General features: G+C 70.8%; 20 protein-coding genes, 1 tRNA gene and 1 pseudogene. 11 read left to right on the forward strand and 11 right to left on the reverse strand.

Translation table 11 applies throughout. The annotated features are described in order from the left end of the window. Window positions 1-33: 33 nt before the first annotated feature. Window positions 34-1,701 carry a DUF885 domain-containing protein gene (locus O7610_RS24260; RefSeq protein WP_281552721.1) on the reverse strand — a complete coding sequence of 556 codons (1,668 nt, stop codon included), beginning with the start codon at window positions 1,699-1,701 and terminating at the stop codon, window positions 34-36. A 59-nt stretch (window positions 1,702-1,760) separates the two neighbouring features. Between O7610_RS24260 and O7610_RS24265 the strand changes: the two are divergent. Next, window positions 1,761-2,600, forward strand: a pseudogene (locus tag O7610_RS24265) (DMT family transporter); the annotation flags it as partial. Window positions 2,601-2,768: 168 nt separating this feature from the next. Here the strand turns inward: O7610_RS24265 and O7610_RS24270 are convergent. Further along, window positions 2,769-3,842: a PHP domain-containing protein gene (locus O7610_RS24270; protein ID WP_502959048.1), complete on the reverse strand. Its 1,074-nt coding sequence runs from the start codon at window positions 3,840-3,842 to the stop codon at window positions 2,769-2,771. Between the two features lie 63 nt (window positions 3,843-3,905). Here O7610_RS24270 and mtnA point away from each other — a divergent pair, with 63 nt between their 5' ends. Next, window positions 3,906-4,895, forward strand: coding sequence for an S-methyl-5-thioribose-1-phosphate isomerase (gene mtnA / locus O7610_RS24275; RefSeq protein ID WP_289211953.1), 990 nt, complete (start codon window positions 3,906-3,908; stop codon window positions 4,893-4,895). 89 nt (window positions 4,896-4,984) lie between these two features. Here mtnA and O7610_RS24280 read toward each other — a convergent pair whose 3' ends face one another. Beyond that, window positions 4,985-6,250 (reverse strand): prephenate dehydrogenase, encoded by a 1,266-nt coding sequence (locus O7610_RS24280; protein WP_502959049.1) that lies wholly within the window; start codon window positions 6,248-6,250, stop codon window positions 4,985-4,987. On the opposite strand from O7610_RS24280, the gene O7610_RS24285 reads away from it, so the two are divergent. From O7610_RS24285 to O7610_RS24300, 4 genes are all read left to right on the forward strand, one after another. Then, window positions 6,237-6,569 (forward strand): hypothetical protein, encoded by a 333-nt coding sequence (locus O7610_RS24285; protein WP_475051962.1) that lies wholly within the window; start codon window positions 6,237-6,239, stop codon window positions 6,567-6,569. The genes O7610_RS24280 and O7610_RS24285 overlap by 14 nt on opposite strands. 23 nt (window positions 6,570-6,592) lie before the next feature. Continuing rightward, a complete protein-coding gene (locus O7610_RS24290) occupies window positions 6,593-6,793 on the forward strand; it encodes a hypothetical protein (RefSeq protein ID WP_281552726.1) in 201 nt (66 codons plus the stop codon). 210 nt (window positions 6,794-7,003) lie between these two features. Further along, window positions 7,004-7,636, forward strand: coding sequence for a tRNA adenosine deaminase-associated protein (locus O7610_RS24295; protein WP_289211955.1), 633 nt, complete (start codon window positions 7,004-7,006; stop codon window positions 7,634-7,636). Window positions 7,637-7,721: 85 nt separating this feature from the next. Further along, entirely contained in the window at window positions 7,722-8,216 is a 495-nt protein-coding gene (locus O7610_RS24300) for a nucleoside deaminase (protein WP_475051976.1), read from the forward strand. 41 nt (window positions 8,217-8,257) lie between these two features. On the opposite strand, the gene deoD is transcribed toward O7610_RS24300, so the two are convergent. Beyond that, window positions 8,258-8,965, reverse strand: a complete 708-nt coding sequence (deoD, locus tag O7610_RS24305) for a purine-nucleoside phosphorylase (protein ID WP_289211956.1) — start codon at window positions 8,963-8,965, stop codon at window positions 8,258-8,260. A 90-nt stretch (window positions 8,966-9,055) separates the two neighbouring features. On the opposite strand from deoD, the gene O7610_RS24310 reads away from it, so the two are divergent. Next, a tRNA-Ser gene (locus O7610_RS24310) sits at window positions 9,056-9,145 on the forward strand. Window positions 9,146-9,223: 78 nt separating this feature from the next. Here the strand turns inward: O7610_RS24310 and O7610_RS24315 are convergent. The 6 genes from O7610_RS24315 to O7610_RS24340 all read right to left on the reverse strand — a co-directional run bounded on the left by O7610_RS24315 (window position 9,224) and on the right by O7610_RS24340 (window position 13,895). Beyond that, complete coding sequence (locus tag O7610_RS24315; RefSeq protein WP_289211957.1) at window positions 9,224-10,267, reverse strand: hypothetical protein; 1,044 nt, start codon at window positions 10,265-10,267, stop codon at window positions 9,224-9,226. Window positions 10,268-10,637: 370 nt separating this feature from the next. Next, window positions 10,638-11,177, reverse strand: coding sequence for a helix-turn-helix transcriptional regulator (locus O7610_RS24320; protein WP_289211958.1), 540 nt, complete (start codon window positions 11,175-11,177; stop codon window positions 10,638-10,640). Further along, on the reverse strand, window positions 11,108-11,962 hold the full coding sequence (locus tag O7610_RS24325; protein WP_289211959.1) for an ATP-binding protein: 855 nt from the start codon (window positions 11,960-11,962) through the stop codon (window positions 11,108-11,110). The genes O7610_RS24320 and O7610_RS24325 overlap by 70 nt, the downstream gene beginning before the upstream one ends. Window positions 11,963-12,111: 149 nt before the next feature. Next, a complete protein-coding gene (locus O7610_RS24330; RefSeq protein ID WP_289211960.1) occupies window positions 12,112-12,330 on the reverse strand; it encodes a hypothetical protein in 219 nt (72 codons plus the stop codon). A 210-nt stretch (window positions 12,331-12,540) separates the two neighbouring features. Continuing rightward, complete coding sequence (locus tag O7610_RS24335; RefSeq protein WP_289211961.1) at window positions 12,541-13,251, reverse strand: vWA domain-containing protein; 711 nt, start codon at window positions 13,249-13,251, stop codon at window positions 12,541-12,543. 68 nt (window positions 13,252-13,319) lie between these two features. Further along, window positions 13,320-13,895, reverse strand: a complete 576-nt coding sequence (locus O7610_RS24340) for a MarR family winged helix-turn-helix transcriptional regulator (RefSeq protein WP_289211962.1) — start codon at window positions 13,893-13,895, stop codon at window positions 13,320-13,322. Window positions 13,896-14,028: 133 nt separating this feature from the next. Here O7610_RS24340 and O7610_RS24345 point away from each other — a divergent pair, with 133 nt between their 5' ends. The 3 genes from O7610_RS24345 (at window position 14,029) to O7610_RS24355 (ending at window position 16,042) form a co-directional block, all read left to right on the forward strand. Then, window positions 14,029-15,012, forward strand: a complete 984-nt coding sequence (locus tag O7610_RS24345) for an LLM class flavin-dependent oxidoreductase (protein ID WP_289211963.1) — start codon at window positions 14,029-14,031, stop codon at window positions 15,010-15,012. An 84-nt stretch (window positions 15,013-15,096) separates the two neighbouring features. Then, window positions 15,097-15,549: a hemerythrin domain-containing protein gene (locus tag O7610_RS24350; protein WP_289213678.1), complete on the forward strand. Its 453-nt coding sequence runs from the start codon at window positions 15,097-15,099 to the stop codon at window positions 15,547-15,549. A gap of 28 nt (window positions 15,550-15,577) precedes the next feature. After that, the gene (locus O7610_RS24355; protein ID WP_289211964.1) at window positions 15,578-16,042 is read left to right on the forward strand and encodes a GNAT family N-acetyltransferase; all 465 of its coding nucleotides are present in this window, start codon (window positions 15,578-15,580) and stop codon (window positions 16,040-16,042) included. A gap of 529 nt (window positions 16,043-16,571) precedes the next feature. Here O7610_RS24355 and O7610_RS24360 read toward each other — a convergent pair. Then, the gene (locus O7610_RS24360) at window positions 16,572-16,919 is read right to left on the reverse strand and encodes a hypothetical protein (RefSeq protein WP_289211965.1); all 348 of its coding nucleotides are present in this window, start codon (window positions 16,917-16,919) and stop codon (window positions 16,572-16,574) included. 1,034 nt (window positions 16,920-17,953) lie between these two features. On the opposite strand from O7610_RS24360, the gene O7610_RS24365 reads away from it, so the two are divergent. Next, window positions 17,954-19,006: a phosphotransferase gene (locus tag O7610_RS24365; protein ID WP_289211966.1), complete on the forward strand. Its 1,053-nt coding sequence runs from the start codon at window positions 17,954-17,956 to the stop codon at window positions 19,004-19,006. Window positions 19,007-19,038 lie beyond the last annotated feature (32 nt).

Raw genomic sequence — 19,038 nt, forward strand, 5'->3', positions numbered from 1 at the left:
CTCCGGGCCCGGCACGGCCCGCCGGGCGGGCGGTCAGATCCGGGCCAGCGCGGACCGCAGCGGGTCGAGCCCGAGTACGCCCAGGTTCAGTGCTGCCTGATGGAACTCCTTGAGGTTGAAGGCGGCACCCTTGCGGGCCTGGGCGTCGGCTCGGGCCTGCAGCCAGATCCGCTCCCCGACCTTGTACGCCGCCGCCTGCCCCGGCCATCCGAGATAACGGTCCAGTTCGAACCGGAGAATCTCGTCCGGCAGTTGGCAGTGCGCCCGCAGGAACTGCCACGCCAGCTCCGGAGTCCACCGCTCGCCGGGATGGAAGTTGAACGAGTTCGGCGGGATGGTCAACTGCAGGTGCAGGCCGATGTCCACGATCACCCGGGCCGCCCGCAGCGCCTGCCCGTCCAGCATGCCGAGCCGGTCACCGGGGTCGGCCAGGTAGCCCAGCTCGTCCATCAGCCGTTCCGCGTACAGCGCCCAGCCTTCGCTGTGCCCGGAACACCAGCAGAGCAGCCGCTGCCAGCGGTTGAGCAGATCGGCACGGACCTGCGTCTGACCGATCTGCAGATGATGTCCGGGCACCCCTTCGTGGTAGACGGTGGTCACCTCCCGCCAGGTCGAGAACTCGGTCAGCCCGTGCGGCACCGCCCACCACATCCGGCCCGGTCGGGAGAAGTCCTCACTCGGCCCGGTGTAGTAGATGCCGCCGTCACTGGTCGGTGCGAGGCAGCACTCGATCCGCCGGATCTGCTGCGGAATGTCGAAATGGGAGCCGTGCAGCTCCTCAATGGCCCTGTCGGCCAACGCCTGCATCCAGTCGCGGAACGCCTCACCACCGGCGATGGTCCGCGCCGGGTCGGCGTCCAGGGCGCGTACCGCGTCGTCGATGCTGGCGCCGCGCCCGGCGATCTCGGCGGCGACCCGGCGCATCTCCTGCTCGATGCGATCCAACTCGAAGAAGCCCCAGGCGTACGTCTCGTCCAGGTCGATCCGCGCGCCCAGAAAGTACTGGGAGGCGAGCTCGTAGCGGTCCCGTCCGGCGGCCTCGGTGTCCCGCCCCAACGGGGCCAGCTCGGTACGCAGGAACCGGCCGAACGCGATGGTCGCCGCGGTGGCCGCCGAGGCCGCGCGGCGCAGGTCCGCGGTGAGGGTGGCCGGAGCGGACAGCCGGCCGACCAGGGCGTGGAAGAAGTCGTCCGCTTCCGGGTCGGTCCAGACGTCACACTGGTCGGCGACCTTGAGCATCTGCGCCCGGGGTGCCACGTGCCCGGCCCGGGCCGCGTCCAGCAGGGTGACCCGTACCTGGTCCAGAGCCTGTGGATAATTGTCCAGCCGGGCGGCGATGTTGGCCATCGCATCGGTGCCCTCGGTCGGCATCAGGTCGAAGACCTGGCGCAGATGGTGCAGACCGCTGGTGATGACGCTCAGCTCGCTGGTCTCCTCGCCCGCCTCGTAGCGGGCCAGCTCCAGGCCGAGCCGCTCCGCCATCGCGTCCCGGGCCACCCGCTCGGCCTCCGACTCCGGATCAGCGACATCGAGCTGCCGCAACGTGTCGCGGGTCAGGGCGGCGCGTTCGGCATACCCGTCCGGCGACAGGTCGTCGAGCTGGTCGTCGTGCCCGTCGACGCCGATGTAGGTGGCTCCGATCGGATTCAGCCGCGCCCACCGCTCGACAAAGCTGTTGCTGATGTCATCCACACGTCCCATGCTGATGACCCTACGCGGCAGGTCGGCGGGGCCGGCGCATCCGAAAGGGGGGAACGGGAATGCAGGAACCCGGTTCGGCCGGCCCACCACCCGGTCCCCGGCTCGCCAGCTGGCTGCCCGGCTTCCTGCTGCTCGCCGGCATCTGGGGCACCAGTTTCCTGCTGATCAAGATCGGGGTCGCCGAGCTGCATCCGATCCACGTGACCCTGGCCCGGGTCGCCGCCGGTGCGCTCACCCTGCTGATCGTGTTGCCACTGGTTGGCGACCGGCTGCCCCGGGATCCGTGGCTGTGGCTGCACCAGTGCGTTGTCGCGGCGGTCGGGGTCGCCCTGCCGTTCACCCTCATCGGGTACGGGGAGCAGCGGATCCCGTCGCTGCTCGCCGGCATCTGGAACGCCACCACCCCGCTGATCGCCCTGCCGTTGGCGGCGCTGGTGTTCCGCACCGAGGCAATGACGGCCCGCCGGCTGGCCGGCACCGGGTTGGGCTTCGTCGGCGTGCTGGTGGTGCTCGGGGTCTGGCAGGGCGTCGGCGGGGGGCAGTTCGCCGGGCAGTTGATGTGTCTCGGCGCGGCCGCCTGCTACGGCGCGACGATCCCGTACCAGAAGCGGTTCGTTGCCGGCCGGTCGGACAGCGGCGTCGCGCTCGCCGCGACCCAGCTGATCCTGGCCACCGGCCAGTTGGCCGTCGTCGCACCGATCGTCGCCGGGGCCCCGCCGACACCGACCCGGCTCTCTCCGGCGGTGATCGTGAGCGTGCTGATTCTTGGGGCGGTCGGCACCGGCCTGGCCTTCGTGATCCACATGCGCAACATCCGGCTGGTCGGGGCCAGTACGGCGGCCACCGTCACCTATGTCGTGCCGGTCGTCGCGGTCGCCGCAGGGGTGTCGGTCCTCGGCGAGCGGCTGGTCTGGCACCAGCCGGTCGGGGCGCTGATCGTGCTGGCCGGGGTGGCCCTTGCACAGGGCACCGGGCTGCCCCGACCGGCCCGCTCCGGTCCGCTGCCCGGCGGCACGGTCCCGGACAGCGGCCCGCTGCTGTCCGGCGGCCCGCTGCCGGACAGCGGTTCAGTGATGGGCGGCGGCCCAGTCGACCAGTCGCCGGGCCGACCAGGTGTTGACCACCCGGTCGGCATCGACACCGCAGAGCGCGGCCCGGGCGCACCCGAACCGCTGCCAGTCGAGCTGACCCGGCGCGTGGGCGTCGGTGTCGATGGCGAACAGGCAGCCGGTCTCGACCGCTAGCCGGATCAGCCGCTTCGGCGGGTCCTGCCGCTCCGGCCGGGAGTTGATCTCGACGGCCTTGCCGTGCTCGGCGCAGGCGGCAAAGACCGCTTCGGCGTCGAAGTCACTCGGCGGCCGGGACCGCCGTCGGTGGCCGCGGTCGCCGGGTCCGGTCACCCCCGGCGGCCGCGACGTCACCATCCGACCGGTGCAGTGACCGAGGATGTCCAGCCGAGGGTTGGTGACCGCGGTCAGCATCCGCCGGGTCATCCGCGCCCGGTCGTCACGCAGATTGGCGTGCACCGAGCCGACCACCACGTCGAGCCGGTCGAGCAGTTCGTCGGACTGGTCGAGGGAGCCGTCCGGCAGGATGTCCACCTCGATGCCGGTCAGGATCCGGAACCCCTCCGGCAGGGCGGCGTTGAGCGCCGCGACGTGGTCGAGTTGGCGCCGCAGACGGGCGGCAGTCAACCCGCGGGCGACCGTGAGCCGGGGCGAATGATCGGTCAGCACCAGGTACTCGTGGCCCAGCTCGACCGCGGCCAACGCCATCTCCTCGATCGGCGAACCGCCGTCGGACCAGTCCGAGTGGGTGTGGCAGTCGCCGCGCAGCGCGGCGCGCAGTGCCGCCGCCGCCTCGTCCAGGTCGGTGCCCTCGGTAGCCAGCAGCCGGCGCAGATAGACCGGCTCCTCGCCGGCCAGCGACTCGGCCACACACCGGGCAGTCACCTCGCCTACCCCGGCGAGCTCGGTCAACGTGCCGGCATCAGCCCGCTGCGACAACTCGGCGGCGGGCAGTCCGGCCAGTGCCGTGGCGGCGGACCGGAACGCGCGTACCCGGTAGGTCGCCTCGTTGGCCCGCTCCAGCAGGAAAGCGATCCGACGAAGGTCGACGATCGGGTCCCGGGCATTGCTCACACCGGTCACCATAGGCCCCTTCGGCGGTACTGTCGCCCGGCCGGAGCCGACTAAGGTCGTCGCATGCGGACCATCGACTGGGTCGACGACGCCATCGAGATCATCGACCAGACCGCGTTGCCCGACCGGACCACCGTACTACGGCTGTCCACCGTCGAGACGGTGGTCGACGCGATCCGGTCCCTGGCGGTTCGCGGCGCGCCGGCGCTCGGCGTGGCCGGTGCCCTCGGGGTGGCGCTGGCCGCGCGGCTGCACCACGACGAGCCGCAACGACTGGCCGACGCCGTCGAACGGCTGCGTACCGCCCGGCCGACCGCGGTCAACCTCGCCCGGGGCGTCGACCGGGCGGCGGCCCGGCTCGCGGAGAGCCCGTCGGCCGTACTCGCCGAAGCGGTGGCCCTGCGCGACGAGGAGGAGGCGGCGTCGGTGGCGATGGCCCGGCTCGGGGCCGACCTGCTCGGGCAGCTCTGTCCGCCCCGGTGCCGGCTGCTGACCCACTGCAACACCGGTGCGCTGGCCACGGTCACCGGAGGAACCGCGCTCGGGGTCGTCGTCGAACTGCACCGGCGCGGCGGGCTGGAGTCGGTGATCGCCAGTGAGACCCGGCCGCTGCTGCAGGGTGCCCGGCTGACCGCCTGGGAACTCGACCGGGCCGGGGTCGACTTCCGGGTCGCCGTCGACGGGGCCGGGCCGTTCCTGATGGCCCGTGGCCTGGTCGACGCGGTCGTCGTGGGCGCCGACCGGATCTGCGCGAACGGCGACACGATCAACAAGATCGGCACGTACGCCCATGCGCTCGGCGCCCGCCGGGCCGGGCTGCCGTTCGTGGTGGTCGCTCCCGAATCGACGGTGGATCCGGCGACCGCCACCGGCGCACAGGTCGAAATCGAGGACCGGGGGTCCGCCGAGGTGGTCAGTTTCGTCGCGACCCGGACCACGCCGGCCGGGGCCGGCGCGGTCAATCCCGCCTTCGACGTGACGCCCGCCGACCTGGTGACCGCCGTCGTCACCGACCGCCGGGTGATCCGGCTGGACCGGGGCGAACAGGTCTGAGCCGCCGGCAGACAGTTCGGCCCACCGTCGGCCGGTCTGCCCGGGTCAGTCGACCAGCCGACCAGCCAGCCCGGGTCAGTTAGCCCGGGTCAGTCGACCGGTGCCGGCCGGACCGCTGTCACGGTACGCCGGTCGTCGGCCACGGCGGTGACCCAACCGCCGGCCCGCCCCAGCCGCAGCAGCGCGTCCGGCCGGGCCGGCAGCTCCAGCGGCCGGCCCGGCTGTGGTGGCCAGCCTCCCCGTGCCGAACTGCCCGGGGTCAGCCACGGCACCAGAGCCTGCACCGGGTCTTCCGCGTCCAGCGCCGCCCGGGCCGCCGTCAGGGTGGACAGCACCTCGTCCAGGCCGGCCCGGACCGCCCCGGCGTTGCCGCCGCACATCGCCGCGACCAGCTCCGGCCGGCTGGCCGCCACCCGGGTGCCGTCCCGGAACGACCCCGCCGCCAACGACCAGGCGAGCGGGTCGGTCACCGCGCTGGCGGCCAGCGCGGTCGCGAGCAGATGCGGTACGTGACTGATCGCCGCGACGGCCCGATCGTGCTCCTCGGCGGTGGCCGGTACCACCCGGGCACCCAGCCCGGTCACCGCTGTCGCGATGGTCAGCCAGTCGTCGACCGAGGTCACCGGCGGTTCCAGGCATAGCACCCAGGCGCAGCCGGTGAACAGCTCCGGGTCGGCGGAGGTGAACCCGGAAGTCTCCCGACCAGCCATCGGATGGCCGCCGACGAACCCGGCGGTCCGGTCGTGCTGGCGGTGCAGACGCCGGTCGACCAGCCGCCGCACCGGTTCCTTGACCGAGGTGACGTCGGTGACCAGCCCGGAGTAGCCGACCGCGGCGATCTCGTCGAGCACCGGACCCACCGCCGGCAGCGGCACCGCCAACAGCACCAGATCGGCGTCGGCCACCGTGTCCCGTACCGTCGGGGCGACCTGCCAGCGCGCGTCGGGTGCGGCCCGCGCGGCGGCGGTACGCGCGGTGGCCCGGGTCGCAGGATCGGCGTCGTACCCGAAAACCCGGTGTCCGGCGGCGGCGAACGCGCGCAGCGCCGAGCCGCCGATCAGCCCCAGCCCGATCACCGCCACTCGCACGCGGTGACTCTGCCACATCGAGCCAGGGCGCGGTCGGGCAGCCGCCGTCGGTACGCTGACTTGGCACGGTGGCGGACCGACGCGAGCCGCCGCCCCGGCCGCAGGAGGGAGGGACGAGATGCCGGACCGGCCGATCGAATGGCCGTCACCCGCACCGACCAGCCCGCCGGGCTGGCCCGGTGCGCCGGCCGGCTGGCACCCGCCGGTGGCCGGCTGGGGTTCACCACGTGGGCAGCACCCGTACCCGCCGGGGATGTTTCCGGCCATGCCCGCACAGCCACCGGCCCCGCCCCGGCCGACCTACCGGGAGCCGCACCCGGTACGCCCGGGAGCCGTCGCACTCGGGGCGCTGGCCACCGCGCTGTGGCTGCTGCTGACCGGCCTGATCGGCCAGGACCTGCGCGGGTACGCCCTGTCGACGCTGCTCTGCGGCGTGCTGGCCTGGACCGTCGCGATCCTGCTCGCCCGGGTCGGCGACCGGGGCGTGGCGACCGGCATCGCGCTCGCCATGTCGGCCGGCTGGAGCATCACAACTGTGGCGCTCGCCACACACTGGGCGGCGACCGGCGACTGGCCACTGTGGTGACCAGCGGGGGGCGAATTCCGGGCTTGACGAACGCGGCGACGGTCGGCACGCTCGGCGGCATGGCCAACACCGGGCACCGGCTCGATCCCGAGCGGAATCGACGCCGACTGCAGATCCTCGCCGAGCTTGCCGGCGCCAAGCTCGGCCGCGAACGGGTCCGGCCCCGCAAGGTCCGTGGGCAGCAGTTGCGCGAGTTGATCGCGGCCCGCCGACTGGTCAACTGACCGAACGCCTCAGCTGACCGAACGCCTCAGCTGACCGGACGTCGACGCGCTGTCGCGCACCCGTCCCTGCCGGTCAGTGACTGTTCGGGGCGTTGTGGGGTCAACGACCCACCTGAGCCGATACCGTCAATCTGACGACAGAATCGGCGGTCACCGACGGCGGCGCGGATGCCGCACCGCCCGGTGACCGCAGGGACCATTGGGGGGACCGTGCCCTATTTTGCTGCCGCTGCCGTACGCGGCCCGGCCGGTTGGTCCGGCGCCGAGCTCGACCTCGGTGGGGTCGCCGACATCGACGAAGTGGTCGACCGGCTCCGTGAGGTCGACCCCGACGCCGAGGTGTCACTGCTGTTCGTCGAATCGGACGACAGTTACCTGGTGATACTGCGCCTCGACGAGGGCGAGGATCTGCGAATCTTCAGTTCGGACGCCGCGTTCGCCGAGGAGTCGCGGCTGGGCGCACTGCTGATCGGCGACATCCGTAACCCGGCCGTCGAGGTCGACCTCGAACCGGTCGTGGTCGGCGCTGGCGGCGGCTCGATGTCCGCCGCCGCTGCCGCGCCGGCCGGTTCCCGTGCCGGTGGGTACCTGGTCGGCGACCCGTTGGACGACTCCGACGACGTCGACGCGTTGGCCGACGAGGAGGACGACGACGATGAGCCGGCCGCCGACCCGGACGCGGAGCCGGTCGGGGACGCCGACCTGCTCGCCGACCTAGGTCTGTCGGCCCGACGCCTGCTGGCGCTGTGCGCCCGCGACGGCATGCTGCCGGCCGACGTGACCGCAGAGATCTGCCAGACGGTCGGCTGCGGCGACGAGATCGAGGAGTTGCGCGAGGCATGAGACCGGGCGGGGCGACGGCGTGACCGGGCGGGGCGACGGCGTGCCGACGGCCCGACGGCACCGCGACCCGCTGCACGAGAGCTGGATGCGGCGGGCGTTGTCGGTGGCGGGCGGGCCGACCGCCGGTGCCGGCCCCGTTGGTGTGCCGCCCGGCACGGCAGGGGTACCCGTCGGTGCGGCTGACGTGCCGGTCGGTATGGCTGACGTGCCGGTCGGTGCGGTCGTCTACGACGCGGCCGGCCGTGAACTCGCGGTCGCCCACAACGAACGTGAACTGACCGGCGACCCGACGGCGCACGCCGAGGTCCTCGCCCTGCGCCGGGCCGCCGCCCGGCTCGGCCGGTGGCGGCTCGACGGGTGCACCCTGGTGGTCACCCTGGAGCCGTGCACCATGTGCGCCGGGGCGTTGGTGCTGGCCCGGATCTCGACCGTGGTCTTCGGCGCGTGGGAGCCGAAGACCGGTGCCGTCGGATCGCTGTGGGACGTCGTGCGCGACCGCCGCCTCAACCACCGGCCGACCGTGTACGCCGGGGTGCTGGCCGACGAGTGCGCCGCCGCGCTGCGGGCGTTCTTCCGCTGAGCCGGGCGGCCCGCCGGTATCGTCGGCCGATCCCGGTGGCGTCAGGCGATCGCGGTGTCCAGTGCGATGCGTACCATCTCGCTGAAGGTCTGCTCCCGGTCGTCCGCGCTCATCTTCTCGCCGGTGCGGATGTGGTCGCTCACGGTGAGGATGGTCAACGCGCGGGCCCGGAACCGGGCGGCGATGGTGTACAGCGCCGCCGACTCCATCTCGACCGCCAGCACCCCGTAGTCGGCGAGCGTGTCGTACAGGTCCGGCCGGTCGGTGTAGAACGCGTCGGCGGCCAGGACCGGGCCGACCCGCAGATCGACACCGTGCCGGTGGGCGGCGTCGACCGCCGTACGCAGCAGACCGAAATCCGCCACCGGGGCGTAGTCGACCAGCCCGGCGAAGCGCACCCGGTTCATGTTCGAGTCGGTCGACGAACCGTTGGCTGCGATCACGTCCCGCAGGTGCAGATCCTCGGCCAACGCGCCGCAGGAGCCGACCCGGATCAGCGTCCGCACCCCGTACTCGTTGATCAGCTCGTGGGCGTAGATCGACGCCGACGGCATGCCCATTCCCGACCCCTGCACCGACACCCGCGTCCCGGCGTACCGGCCGGTGAAGCCGAACATGCCGCGCACGTTCGAGTAGCAGGTGGCGTCCTCGAGGAAGTTCTCGGCGATCCACTTGGCGCGCAGCGGGTCTCCGGGCATGAGGACCCGCTCGGCGATGTCGCCGGGCTTGGCTCCGATGTGCGTGCTCATGGCCATGATCCTGCCAGTGCGGCCGGTGCCGCCTACGCTCGGGCGGTACCGCCGTGACGGTCGGCAGGCGCTTCAGGTAGCCTACTCGGCGGTGGTGTGTCCGAGTGGCCTAAGGAGCACGCCTCGAAAGCGTGTGAGGGTTCACGCCCTCCGCGGGTTCAAATCCCGCCGCCACCGCCACTGAGCAGGCGATCATCCTGCTGGTTGAACGCCCGGCAGGTCCGCGAGGACCGGCCGGGCGTTTCGGCGCACCGGCCGTCACCGGTCGGCGATCAGCTCGACGACGGCGCTGGCGATCCGGTCGATCGCCGCCGAATCGGCCAGCAGGGCGGCGACCCGCTCGTCTGCGGCCGGTCCACCACCGGGCGGCCGGTCCATCTCGTCGGCACCCGTGCCGGTGTCGAACACCGAGCGGAGTACGGCGACCACCGCGCACCGGGGGTCGGCGCCTCGGCGCAGCTGCGCCTCGATCGCCGTCACCGCGACCGACGCCAGCTCGGTCAACCGGGCCTCGTCCGCCTCGTCCGGCGTCCTCGGCTGCAGGTGGTCGCTCTCGCGGGCCGGACCGGTCCCGGCCCGCGCGGCCGGCGGCACCGGGGCGTGCTTGCGGCCGAGCGGCCGTTCGACGAAGTCCGCGTACCACTTCGGACGTCTGCGCATCGCGGCGAGCACCCGGTCGAGGTCGGCCGTCACCTCCCGTTCCCCGCCACCACAGTGGCCGGTGACGGCGGCTCGGCGGTCCGCCCACGCGCCCAGCGGCCACACCCGTACCCCGGCCGTGGCCGGGATCCCCACCCAGACCAGTACCTCGACGGCGAGGGCCAGCAGCCACGGGTCCTGGTCGAGGTGGTGCTTGAGCCATCCGGGCAGCCGGGGCCGCTGCAACGCGCCACGGTCGCCGCGTCGGCGGCGATGCGCGTCGACGGTGGCCGGCCCGATCCGCCGGGCGATCCACCCCTCCAGGTTGACCACTGGGACCTTGGCGCTGGTCAGCAGGTCGTCGAGGACCGCCTCGACGTCGTCGTGGAACTTGTCCAGGCAGTCGGCTTCCAGCCGGTGGACCGACGACGCGCAGGCGGGGTGTCCCCGGGCGAGTTCGATCCGGCGGGTCAGCCGCTGGAACACCACCGGCCAGACCAGGGCGTACCCACCCGCGCGGAGCAGCCCACGCTCCGCGTCGGACGCCGTCCTCGCGCGGTCCGCCAGTATGCCCCGCCGGGCGAGGTCCCGGACGTGATCTTCCGCAGCGGTACGCCCGAACGACGCGCCGGCGGCCCGGACAGCCACGCTCGCACTGGCCATCGGTATCTGTCCTTTCCAGTAAGCCACCAGATCATCAAAAAGGTGTGGGGGAGGTGGTCGGCTATCTGCGTACGAGTCGAAAGTTATCCGCGGTTCCGCTGGCTCAGAAGAGATTGGAGCCCGCTGCCGTAATAGTGCGTAGCCGCGGGGTCGAATTGTCGACCGTCGCAGATCTAAGCGTCACCGCTACCCCCTGAAAGGTTGCTCAGCAGATCCGGTGTGGACTTTACGGCTCGATCACCGGTGGCGTCATCACTCGGTGCCTACGATCTTTTGCGTACGGTCACATTCGGCTCGCCCGGTGGCGACCGGCTCCGACCTGTTAGGACGATCCACCGGTACGTTCGGCGCGACGACGCCGTACGGAGGTCTATCCGGAATCGCGATCGATGCAGATCCGGAGCCGATGGGTCATCGACGCGGCGGCATTACGGTTGCTGGCCGCCATCTTTCTGAGCAGGTTGGACACGTGGACACCCGCCGTGCGTTCGGTGATGAACAGTTCGGTGGCGATCTCCCGATTGGTCCTGCCCAGGCATAGCAGACACAGCACCTCCAACTCGCGGGCGGTGAGACCGAACGGCCGTGCTGCCGGCCCGGCGGTGTCGTCGGCTGGCTCCGGCGGCTCCGGGTCGAGGGGGATGCGGGCCCGGCGGGCCATCGCCTCGATCTCGCTACGCAGCGGCCCGGCCGGCAGCGGATTGGTGGACTGCCAGGCCGACCTGGCGGCCGATCCGGCGCGGGTCAGGTCGCCGGCGGTGAGCGCGGTCTCGGCTTCCCGCCAGTAGGCGTAGCCCGCCGGGTAGGACCGGCCGAGCATCGACCAGCCCCGGACCACCATTACCCAGGCGTCGGGGTCGGCGGTGCCTCGGGCCCGGGCGAGTTCGGCCAGGCAGAGGTCACGCAACACCCGTAGCTGCGAGATCCCGGCCTGTTTCCGTCGGACAGTTCGTAGTACCGGTCCAGCAGCGACCGGTCGACCGGGCCGCCGGCCGACGCGGTCAGGAACCGTTCCAGCTCGGCGCGGGTGAACCGGGCCAGCTCCAGCCGGTGGATCCGGCGGATGAAGTCCGGCTCGGCGAGCAGCGTCCGCAGTGGGTGCCGCCGGTCCAGGTCGTTCGACCGGTAGCTGTGCACCAGCAGGACCCGCTCGTCGGTCTGCGCCCGAGCCGAATAGGAAACCAGGTCCAACGTGGATGGCTCGGCCCAGTGCAGGTCCTCGATGATCAGTACGGTCGGCGTGTGCGCGCCGAAGTGGTCGAGCATCCGCAGGACCGCGCCGAACACCCGTAGCTGTGCGGTCGACTCACCGAGGGGCGCGACTCCGGTGAAGTCCGACACCAGCCGGCTCAGTTCGGCGTACGAGGGTCCGCCAAGCTCGCGTACCCGCTGCTCACCGAGTGCCCGGACGATCCGCCGCAGGGCGTCGATCAACGGGGCGTACGGCACCGCGCCGGTGCCCAGGTTGATGCAGACGCCGCGCAGGACGGTGCGGCCTGCCGAGCGGGCCTCGGCGGCGAACTCCTCGAGCAGCCGGCTCTTGCCGACGCCCGCCTCACCGCCGACGAAGACCGTCGCGGCGGCACTGCCCGCCGCCTCGGTCAACAGCCCGGTCAGCCGGGCGCGTTCCGCGGCGCGGCCGATGAAAGATCCACCCGCTGCCGGGAACTGCGCAGATGCGTACGCCGTCGCCATGTGTCCATGGTGGCGCGAGTAATGGGGACTGTCAGCCGTCGCCGTGTGTCACATCGTATCCGGTGGCCGATGCTGACTCAGTGGTCACCGGAAAATGCCGGTCCGGTCGGCCGGAAGCGATGGTGTGCCGTTGCGCTGCGTTGTCCAGGTTAACGACAATCGTCGCGGTCGTCCGGCTCCGGAATCGATTCCACGGTACGCCGGCGGTCGTCGACGTACTCGGCCAACTCTTCAGGGCCCGCACCGCCGGTCACAGCGGCCTGCCACGCCGCGCCGAACTCGGCGGCGAGTAATTCGATCATCCGTTGTCGGGTTTCGGCTGGTAGCCCGTCATCGGGCACCGGTCCGCCGGATCGATCGTCGATCATCGAGACCTCCGCTGCGATCGTTGGCCCCGTGCTCCGGAATTGATGTGCTCCTCGGACATTGTCAATAGTTTTGATCATATATGAACCTGACGGACAGTCGACCTTGGCCGTTCAGCGGACGGCCTGACGACAATCAAGATCACCGTAACAAGATCACCGTAGCTGGTCCGAGTCGGGCCGGGCTGCCGTCGCCCGCAGTCGGGGCCACCGTCACCCGGGGCCGGTCGGGTCGAGCCGCTGCACCCCGGGCGGCAGATCCGGCCCGTCGGGCAGGACCGGTCCGGCGTCGCTGGTCGGGTGGTAGCCGGACCGGACGACGCTGGCGATGAGCACCTGTGCGATCCCGGTGATCGTCCGGGCCGGATCGGCGCCGGGCACCATCAGGTACGACGCCATCCGTCCCGATCCGGTCGCCGGATGGGCCAGCGACCTGATGATCCGGGGATCCGCCTCGTCCACGCCGCAGGCGACGACGCTCGGGCGGGCGCTGGACGAGGTCAGCTCGGCGAACGCCGCCTGCCAGGCGGACCGCAAGTCGGTTGGCCGGCCATCGCTGATGAACCAGACGGTGGGCCGGTGTGTGGTCTCTCCGCTGGCCGCGAACCGTGCCATGTCCGACTCGATCTCGTCCCGCGTGGCCGTGAACGCCGACTCGTAGCAGGTGCCGCCGCGTACGGTGAGGGCCGGCGAAACCAGCCCGGGAGCAAGCAGGTCACCGAGCGGGAGCCGGACCTCCGCGTGGTCGGAGAAATCGATCAGCCCGAACCGTACCCGGGCCGCGACGACCGGGTGCCGCGCCAGCGCGTCGACGAGCGCCGGCACGATCTCGTTCGCCGCTTCCAGCTTGCCGTCCGCCGCCATCGACACCGAGACGTCGACGACCAGGTAGAACGGCAGCAGGTTGGTGTCTGACTGGCGCATCGATCGGCTCCTCCGTCCGCCATGCCGCAGGTCTGACGGACGGGTGTGGGCCGAGCTGGAGCTGTACCTCAGTGCGGCTGGCCGTCCGCTGGCTCGTGCGGCTGGCTGTCGGCTGGCTCGTGCGGCTGGCTGTCGGCGGCGATGTCGGACACGATCTGGCAGGTGTCGACGACCGGATCGACGGCCTGTGCCTGGTCGGCCAGCTGGAACAGCAGCGACCGCAGTGCCTCGCGATCGGTCGGCCGCAGCGACCCGAGCAGATGCTCCTCGGCCTGCTCCAGCCGCTCCCGGGTCGCCGACCAGACCTGGTGCCCGTGGTCGGTCGCGACGATGGTCTTGTGCCGGCGGTCGTCCGGGTTGGCCCGCCGTTCGAGCAGCCCGGCGCGCTCCAGATCGTCGATCAGGTAGGTCATCACGGTCTTGTCGATGCCCAGCCGACGGGCCAGCGAGATCTGACTCTCCGGCGTGGCCTCGACCGCCGCCGCCAGCACCTGATGGCCGCGCGGCCCGCCGGGCAGGTCGTGCAGCACGGCGCTGCTGCTCTTGACGTACGCCCGGAAGACCACGCCCAGCGCCCAGCCGAGGTCGCCGCCGCCAGCGGCGCGGGCCGGACCCGGATCCGTGCGTTGACCGGGACGAGGCATAGGCCGAGCTTATCGCAGGCTCGTCTGCGCTGACCGACCATCCTCACGTCAGAAGGGTCACAGTGCCGATCGTCTGTTCGGCAGACTATCTTGTGACCCGTACGCATGACTGCTGTCGCGGGGAGCGAACGACATGGCTGACTACGGACACGACCTGCTGTTCGGCACCTTCATCACGCCGGTCGCCGAGCAGGCCGACCGGGCCCTGGCGCTGGCCCAGTTGACCGAGGAGGCCGGGCTCGACCTGGTGACCGTGCAGGACCACCCGTACCAGGCCCGGTTCCTGGACACCTGGACCCTGCTGTCAGTGATCGCCGCCCGCACCACCCGGGTCCGGGTCGCGCCGAACGTCGCCAACCTGCCGCTGCGCCAGCCGGCGATGCTGGCCCGCAGCGCGGCCAGCCTCGACCTGCTCAGCGGCGGCCGGGTCGAGCTGGGCCTCGGGGCCGGTGCCTTCTGGGACGCGATCGCGGCGATGGGCGGCGGCCGGCTCACCCCGGCCGAAAGCGTCGAAGCGCTGGCGGAGGGCATCGAGATCATCCGCTCGGTCTGGGACGCCGGCGGCGGCACCGTCAAGGTCGACGGCCGGCATCACCGGGTATGGGGTGTGCATCCAGGTCCGGCGCCCGCCCACCCCATCGGCATCTGGCTGGGCGCGTACAAGAAGCGGATGCTCGGGGTCACCGGTCGACTCGCCGACGGTTGGCTGCCCAGCAGCCCGTACGCGCCGCCGGAGCAGCTACCGGCGATGAACGCGGCCATCGACGCGGCGGCACGGCAGGCGGGGCGGGACCCGGCCGCGGTCCGCCGGCTCTACAACATCAGCGGTACGTTCGGCAGCGGCGACGGATTCCTCACCGGCAAACCGGGCGACTGGGCCGAGCAGCTCGCCGGACTGACCCTGGAGCAGGGCTTCAGCGGCTACCTACTGGCCAGCGACGACCCGGACATGATCCGCCGGTTCGCCGCCGAGGTGGTGCCGGCGGTCCGCGACCTGGTCGCCGCCGGCCGCAGCGCCGCAGCAGCGGGTTCGGTTCCCGCCGCGTCGGCCCCCGCCGCCGCCGGCATCACCCCCACCCCCGACGACGGGGTACGGCTCAGCGCTGAACGCGTCTGAGACGAGTCGACCCGGCCGACCGCCCCGCCACCCGACCCCACGCTGACCTACAGTCCCGCCCAGCGGACCGCCGGGCAGCACCTGATCGACGTACACGATCATCTGCGCGAGGAGCTGCGGACCGTGCGCGACCTGATCGACCAGGTCGCAGCCGGCACCATGACCGCCGGCGGTGCCCGGGCGCACATCAACACGATGACCATGCGGCAGAACAACTGGACCCTCGGCGCCTACTGCGAGTCGTACTGCCGGGTGGTGACCACCCACCACACCATCGAGGACATCGGCATGCTGCCGCAGCTGCGCCGCGCCGACCCGGGACTCGCCCCGGTGGTCGACCGGCTGTCGGAGGAGCATCACGTCATCCACGACGTGCTGGAACGGGTCGACCGGGCGCTGGTTGCCCTGGTCAGCGAGCCGGACCGGATCGGCGACGTCAAGACCGCCGTCGACCTGCTCACCGATACCCTGCTGTCCCACCTGTCCTACGAGGAACGCGAGCTGGTCGAGCCACTGGCCCGGTTCGGTGTGGGGTGACCAGCACCGGCCGGGCAAGATCTCCGTCATGCGGTTGACTATCGAGCGCGCCGACTTCGCTGACCCGGAGCTCGGCGTCTTCCTGCAGGCACATCTCGACGAACTCGCGCCAACGGCGCCTGCCGAGAGCCGACACGCGCTGGATCTTTCCGGGCTGCGGGCACCGGGCGTCCGTCTGTGGGTCGCCCGGATGAGTGGCGAGCTGGTGGGCACGGGTGCCCTGGCCGAGGTGGAGCCGGCGCACGAGGAGATCAAAAGCATGCGGACGGATCCGCGACGACGCGGCCAGGGCATCGCCGCGCGCGTCCTCGACCACCTCATCGGGGACGCGCGACGACGCGGCGTCCGCCGCATCTCGCTGGAGACCGGAAGCATGGACTTCTTCGTCCCGGCGAGGACGTTGTACGCAAAGGCGGGCTTCGTCCCCTGCCCGCCCTTCGGCGCCTACGTCGATGATCCCAACAGCGCGTTCATGACCCGCGAACTGGCGTGACCTGAGGCGCGTTCCGCCTCGCGCGGGGCATCCAACCGCTCTCAACCCGCGCTGGCCGTACGGGGGCGCGCAGGACTGGTACGCCGCCATCTCGCACGCCACCACGCTACGGCCGGGTCGCAGCCGTCGGCCCCTTCGATGTTGCGGTTTTGGTGCGTCGACGACGATCGCGGCACGGCGTGCAACCTCCCAGCCCGCAACCGTGTGGGAGAAGGGTGGAAAGGGACCGGCAGCCGCCGGTCCGATCGTCAAGGAGGCCATGCGGCAAGCTCCATCTCCACAGCTTGACACCCAGACGGTTCGTGGCGCGAGCCACTGCTGAGCGACGCTCGGCATGAGTACGTGGGGTAGTGGGTCAATCGCCATCCTGAACCGGCTCAGCGAAATCGCGCGACCGCAGTCACTTCGACACGGGTCAACTGCAGGACGGGCCATGGTTCGCCTTCGCGCCTGCTACGTGCCGATGGTTGACCTATCGATCCCGCACCGCATTGAGCCACAGACCAGCCGAGGCCAACATCCTTGAGCGTCACCAATCCCGACTGTGTCGCCCTGGCCTACCGGTTCGGGCTTCAGGCGGTGGGCTGAAGATGTGATCTCGGTATGCGCGCTCCGGGACAAGGTGCCGACCAGACTGAGCCTTCTTGAGCCAGTCGACAAGTTCGAGGATGTCCTCCTCGCGTACGCCTTCTTGGCGTAGCTTCGCCGCGAAGGCTTCAGGTGCCACCCCACGCCACCGGTCACGGGCGTTCATGAGGTCTGCCTTGAACATGGCCTGTTCGTTCCACTTCAAGTGGTTGTCGTAGCCCTTGGCCATCATGGCGAGGTACTCGGCGATGCTGGCAACGCTGGATGGAAGGCCTTCAGGGTGAGTCATGGGCGAGTTGTATCATGTAGGTACGACATCGCTCAGAAAGCTTGACTTCTGGGCAGTGGCGCGGTGGTCCAAACAGTGCCCGTGCCGGAAGAGCTGAATTTAATGGTGAGACACCTGCATATAATAATGGACGAGGCATTTGAATAATAGACGCCTTCGAACAACAAGCCGAAGCGATCAAGGCCAATCCGGCTGCCTATCGCAAGGAGAAACGGATCATCTGTGACCGCTGCCAGCCGCACCGCACGATCGCCGTGGTGTATGTCGGTGTGGACGGACGCCGGTGCCTATGGACGCCGGCTGGTCGCGGCCCGGTAAATCGTCCGGGGCAGAGCAGCGATGGTCCAGTCACTCCGGAACGCATACCTGCGCGAGCTGTTCCACTGCCCCGTGAGCTAGGGGATCTCGTCCAGTCTGCCGTAGCGACATGCCGACGGTGTCGAGCAGGGCTCCTCCTCATGCCCCAGATGGGTCGTATCCTCGCTGTCCCGCTGGGCGCGCCGACGTGGGCGCGGGTGACAGAATAGCCGCCGCCATATGGGATTTTTGGAGCAGAACTTCATTGCCTGACCGGGATCGGCGAATCTGGCTCGCGCGCCTTGGCCGCCGCGAGACTTGGCCCCGAAGGGGGTTACCTCGCCGTGTCCGCGCTCGAATCGTATCTTTCCGCTGGGCCCTGGGTACTGGTCATTGTCGCCTTGACCTTCGTCGTGCCCCGCCTCGTAGTCGCGTTGGTCGCCCTGTTCAGGGTGGACGCGGACAAGCTGCCGGCCGTGCTTCGGGCTCTGGCCGAACTCTTTCGCATCTGGCGCCGAGGGGGTCAGCAACGGCGAGATGAAGACCTGCCCGGGTAGGATCGACTTCGACGTGGGTCTGGTCTTGGGGTGCGGTCCGACCACGGCCACAGGCGGGCGCGCTTCATGGAATCTCATTGAGGGAGTGCTCCTACGAGCACCGCTGGCTGCCCTCGGTACCCCTGAGCTGCGGCTGCGCCTTCCCGGGGCTGTCCGGCGCAGTCGGTAGCGTACGTCCCTGTGACAGCTTCCGTGCTTGCCGAGGTCGCCGCTCTCGACCTGGCTGCCCAGGACCTGCCGTTACTGGCCGACATGTACCGGCTCGGCGAGGTCGAGGAGGTTCGATATCTGCCCGACGGGTTGATGAACCGCAACTGGCAGCTGCGGACAGCCGGTGGCGAGTTTGCGCTGAAGCTGCTGTTGGACGCGCCCGTGTCGACCGTGCGACGCAATCTGAGCGTCGCTGCGGCGCTCGCCGCAGCCGGGGTACCGGCATGTCCGCCGGTGCTGACCCTCGGCGGCGATGTCGTCGCCGAGATGGATGACCGCGCTTACAGTCTGTTCGGCTGGCTGGAGGGCGAGCACATTGCGGGTACCGGATTGTCGGCCGGTCAAGCACATCACCTTGGCGGTGTGGTTGGCAGGCTGCACCGCGAGCTCAACGATCCGGGCCTGCGGAGGTGGCTACCGGCTGCCGGTGCCGTCACCGCCACGGTGGCAGCGCCCGGTGAGGCGGTGGCCGAGGCTGACCGATATCTACGCGCCATCGGCGCGTTCGCTTCGGCGGCACCGTTCGACGTCCAGACGGTCGAGTTGCTGCGGCGGCGCAAGGCGCTCATCGCCGAGTATGGGCATCTGCGCCCGGCCACCGATCAACCGGCTGGCCCTGCCGGATACACCCATGGTGATCTTCAGCATCGCAACATCATCTGGCGTGACGGGGTGGTGGCCGGAGTGATCGACTGGGATCGGATCAGGGTTCGCCCGTTCGGCGAGGAGATCGCCCGGACCGCCACGCTGCAGTTTGGCGGTGAGGCGGGCGAGTTGGATCTGGAGCTGGTGGCCGCGTTCGTCGCCGGGTACCGTGCCGTGGTCGCGATCAGCGATGCCGAACTGGCCGACGCGGTGGACCGCCTATGGTGGAAGCGGGCCTCGGACTTCTGGCAGCTGGTCTTCCACTACGACCGAGGCGACCACTCCTGTGACCACCTGTTCTTCTCCGGTGAGACGTTCCTGCACTGGTGGACGGCAAACCGGGTTCAGGTTCGCGACGCCTTCGCGGCGCGACCCTGAACTCTCGCTACTCGCAGGGCGATGTGCTCGAT

The sequence above is a fragment of the Solwaraspora sp. WMMA2065 genome, from assembly GCF_030345075.1.
In the GTDB taxonomy this organism is placed as follows: Bacteria; Actinomycetota; Actinomycetes; order Mycobacteriales; family Micromonosporaceae; genus Micromonospora_E.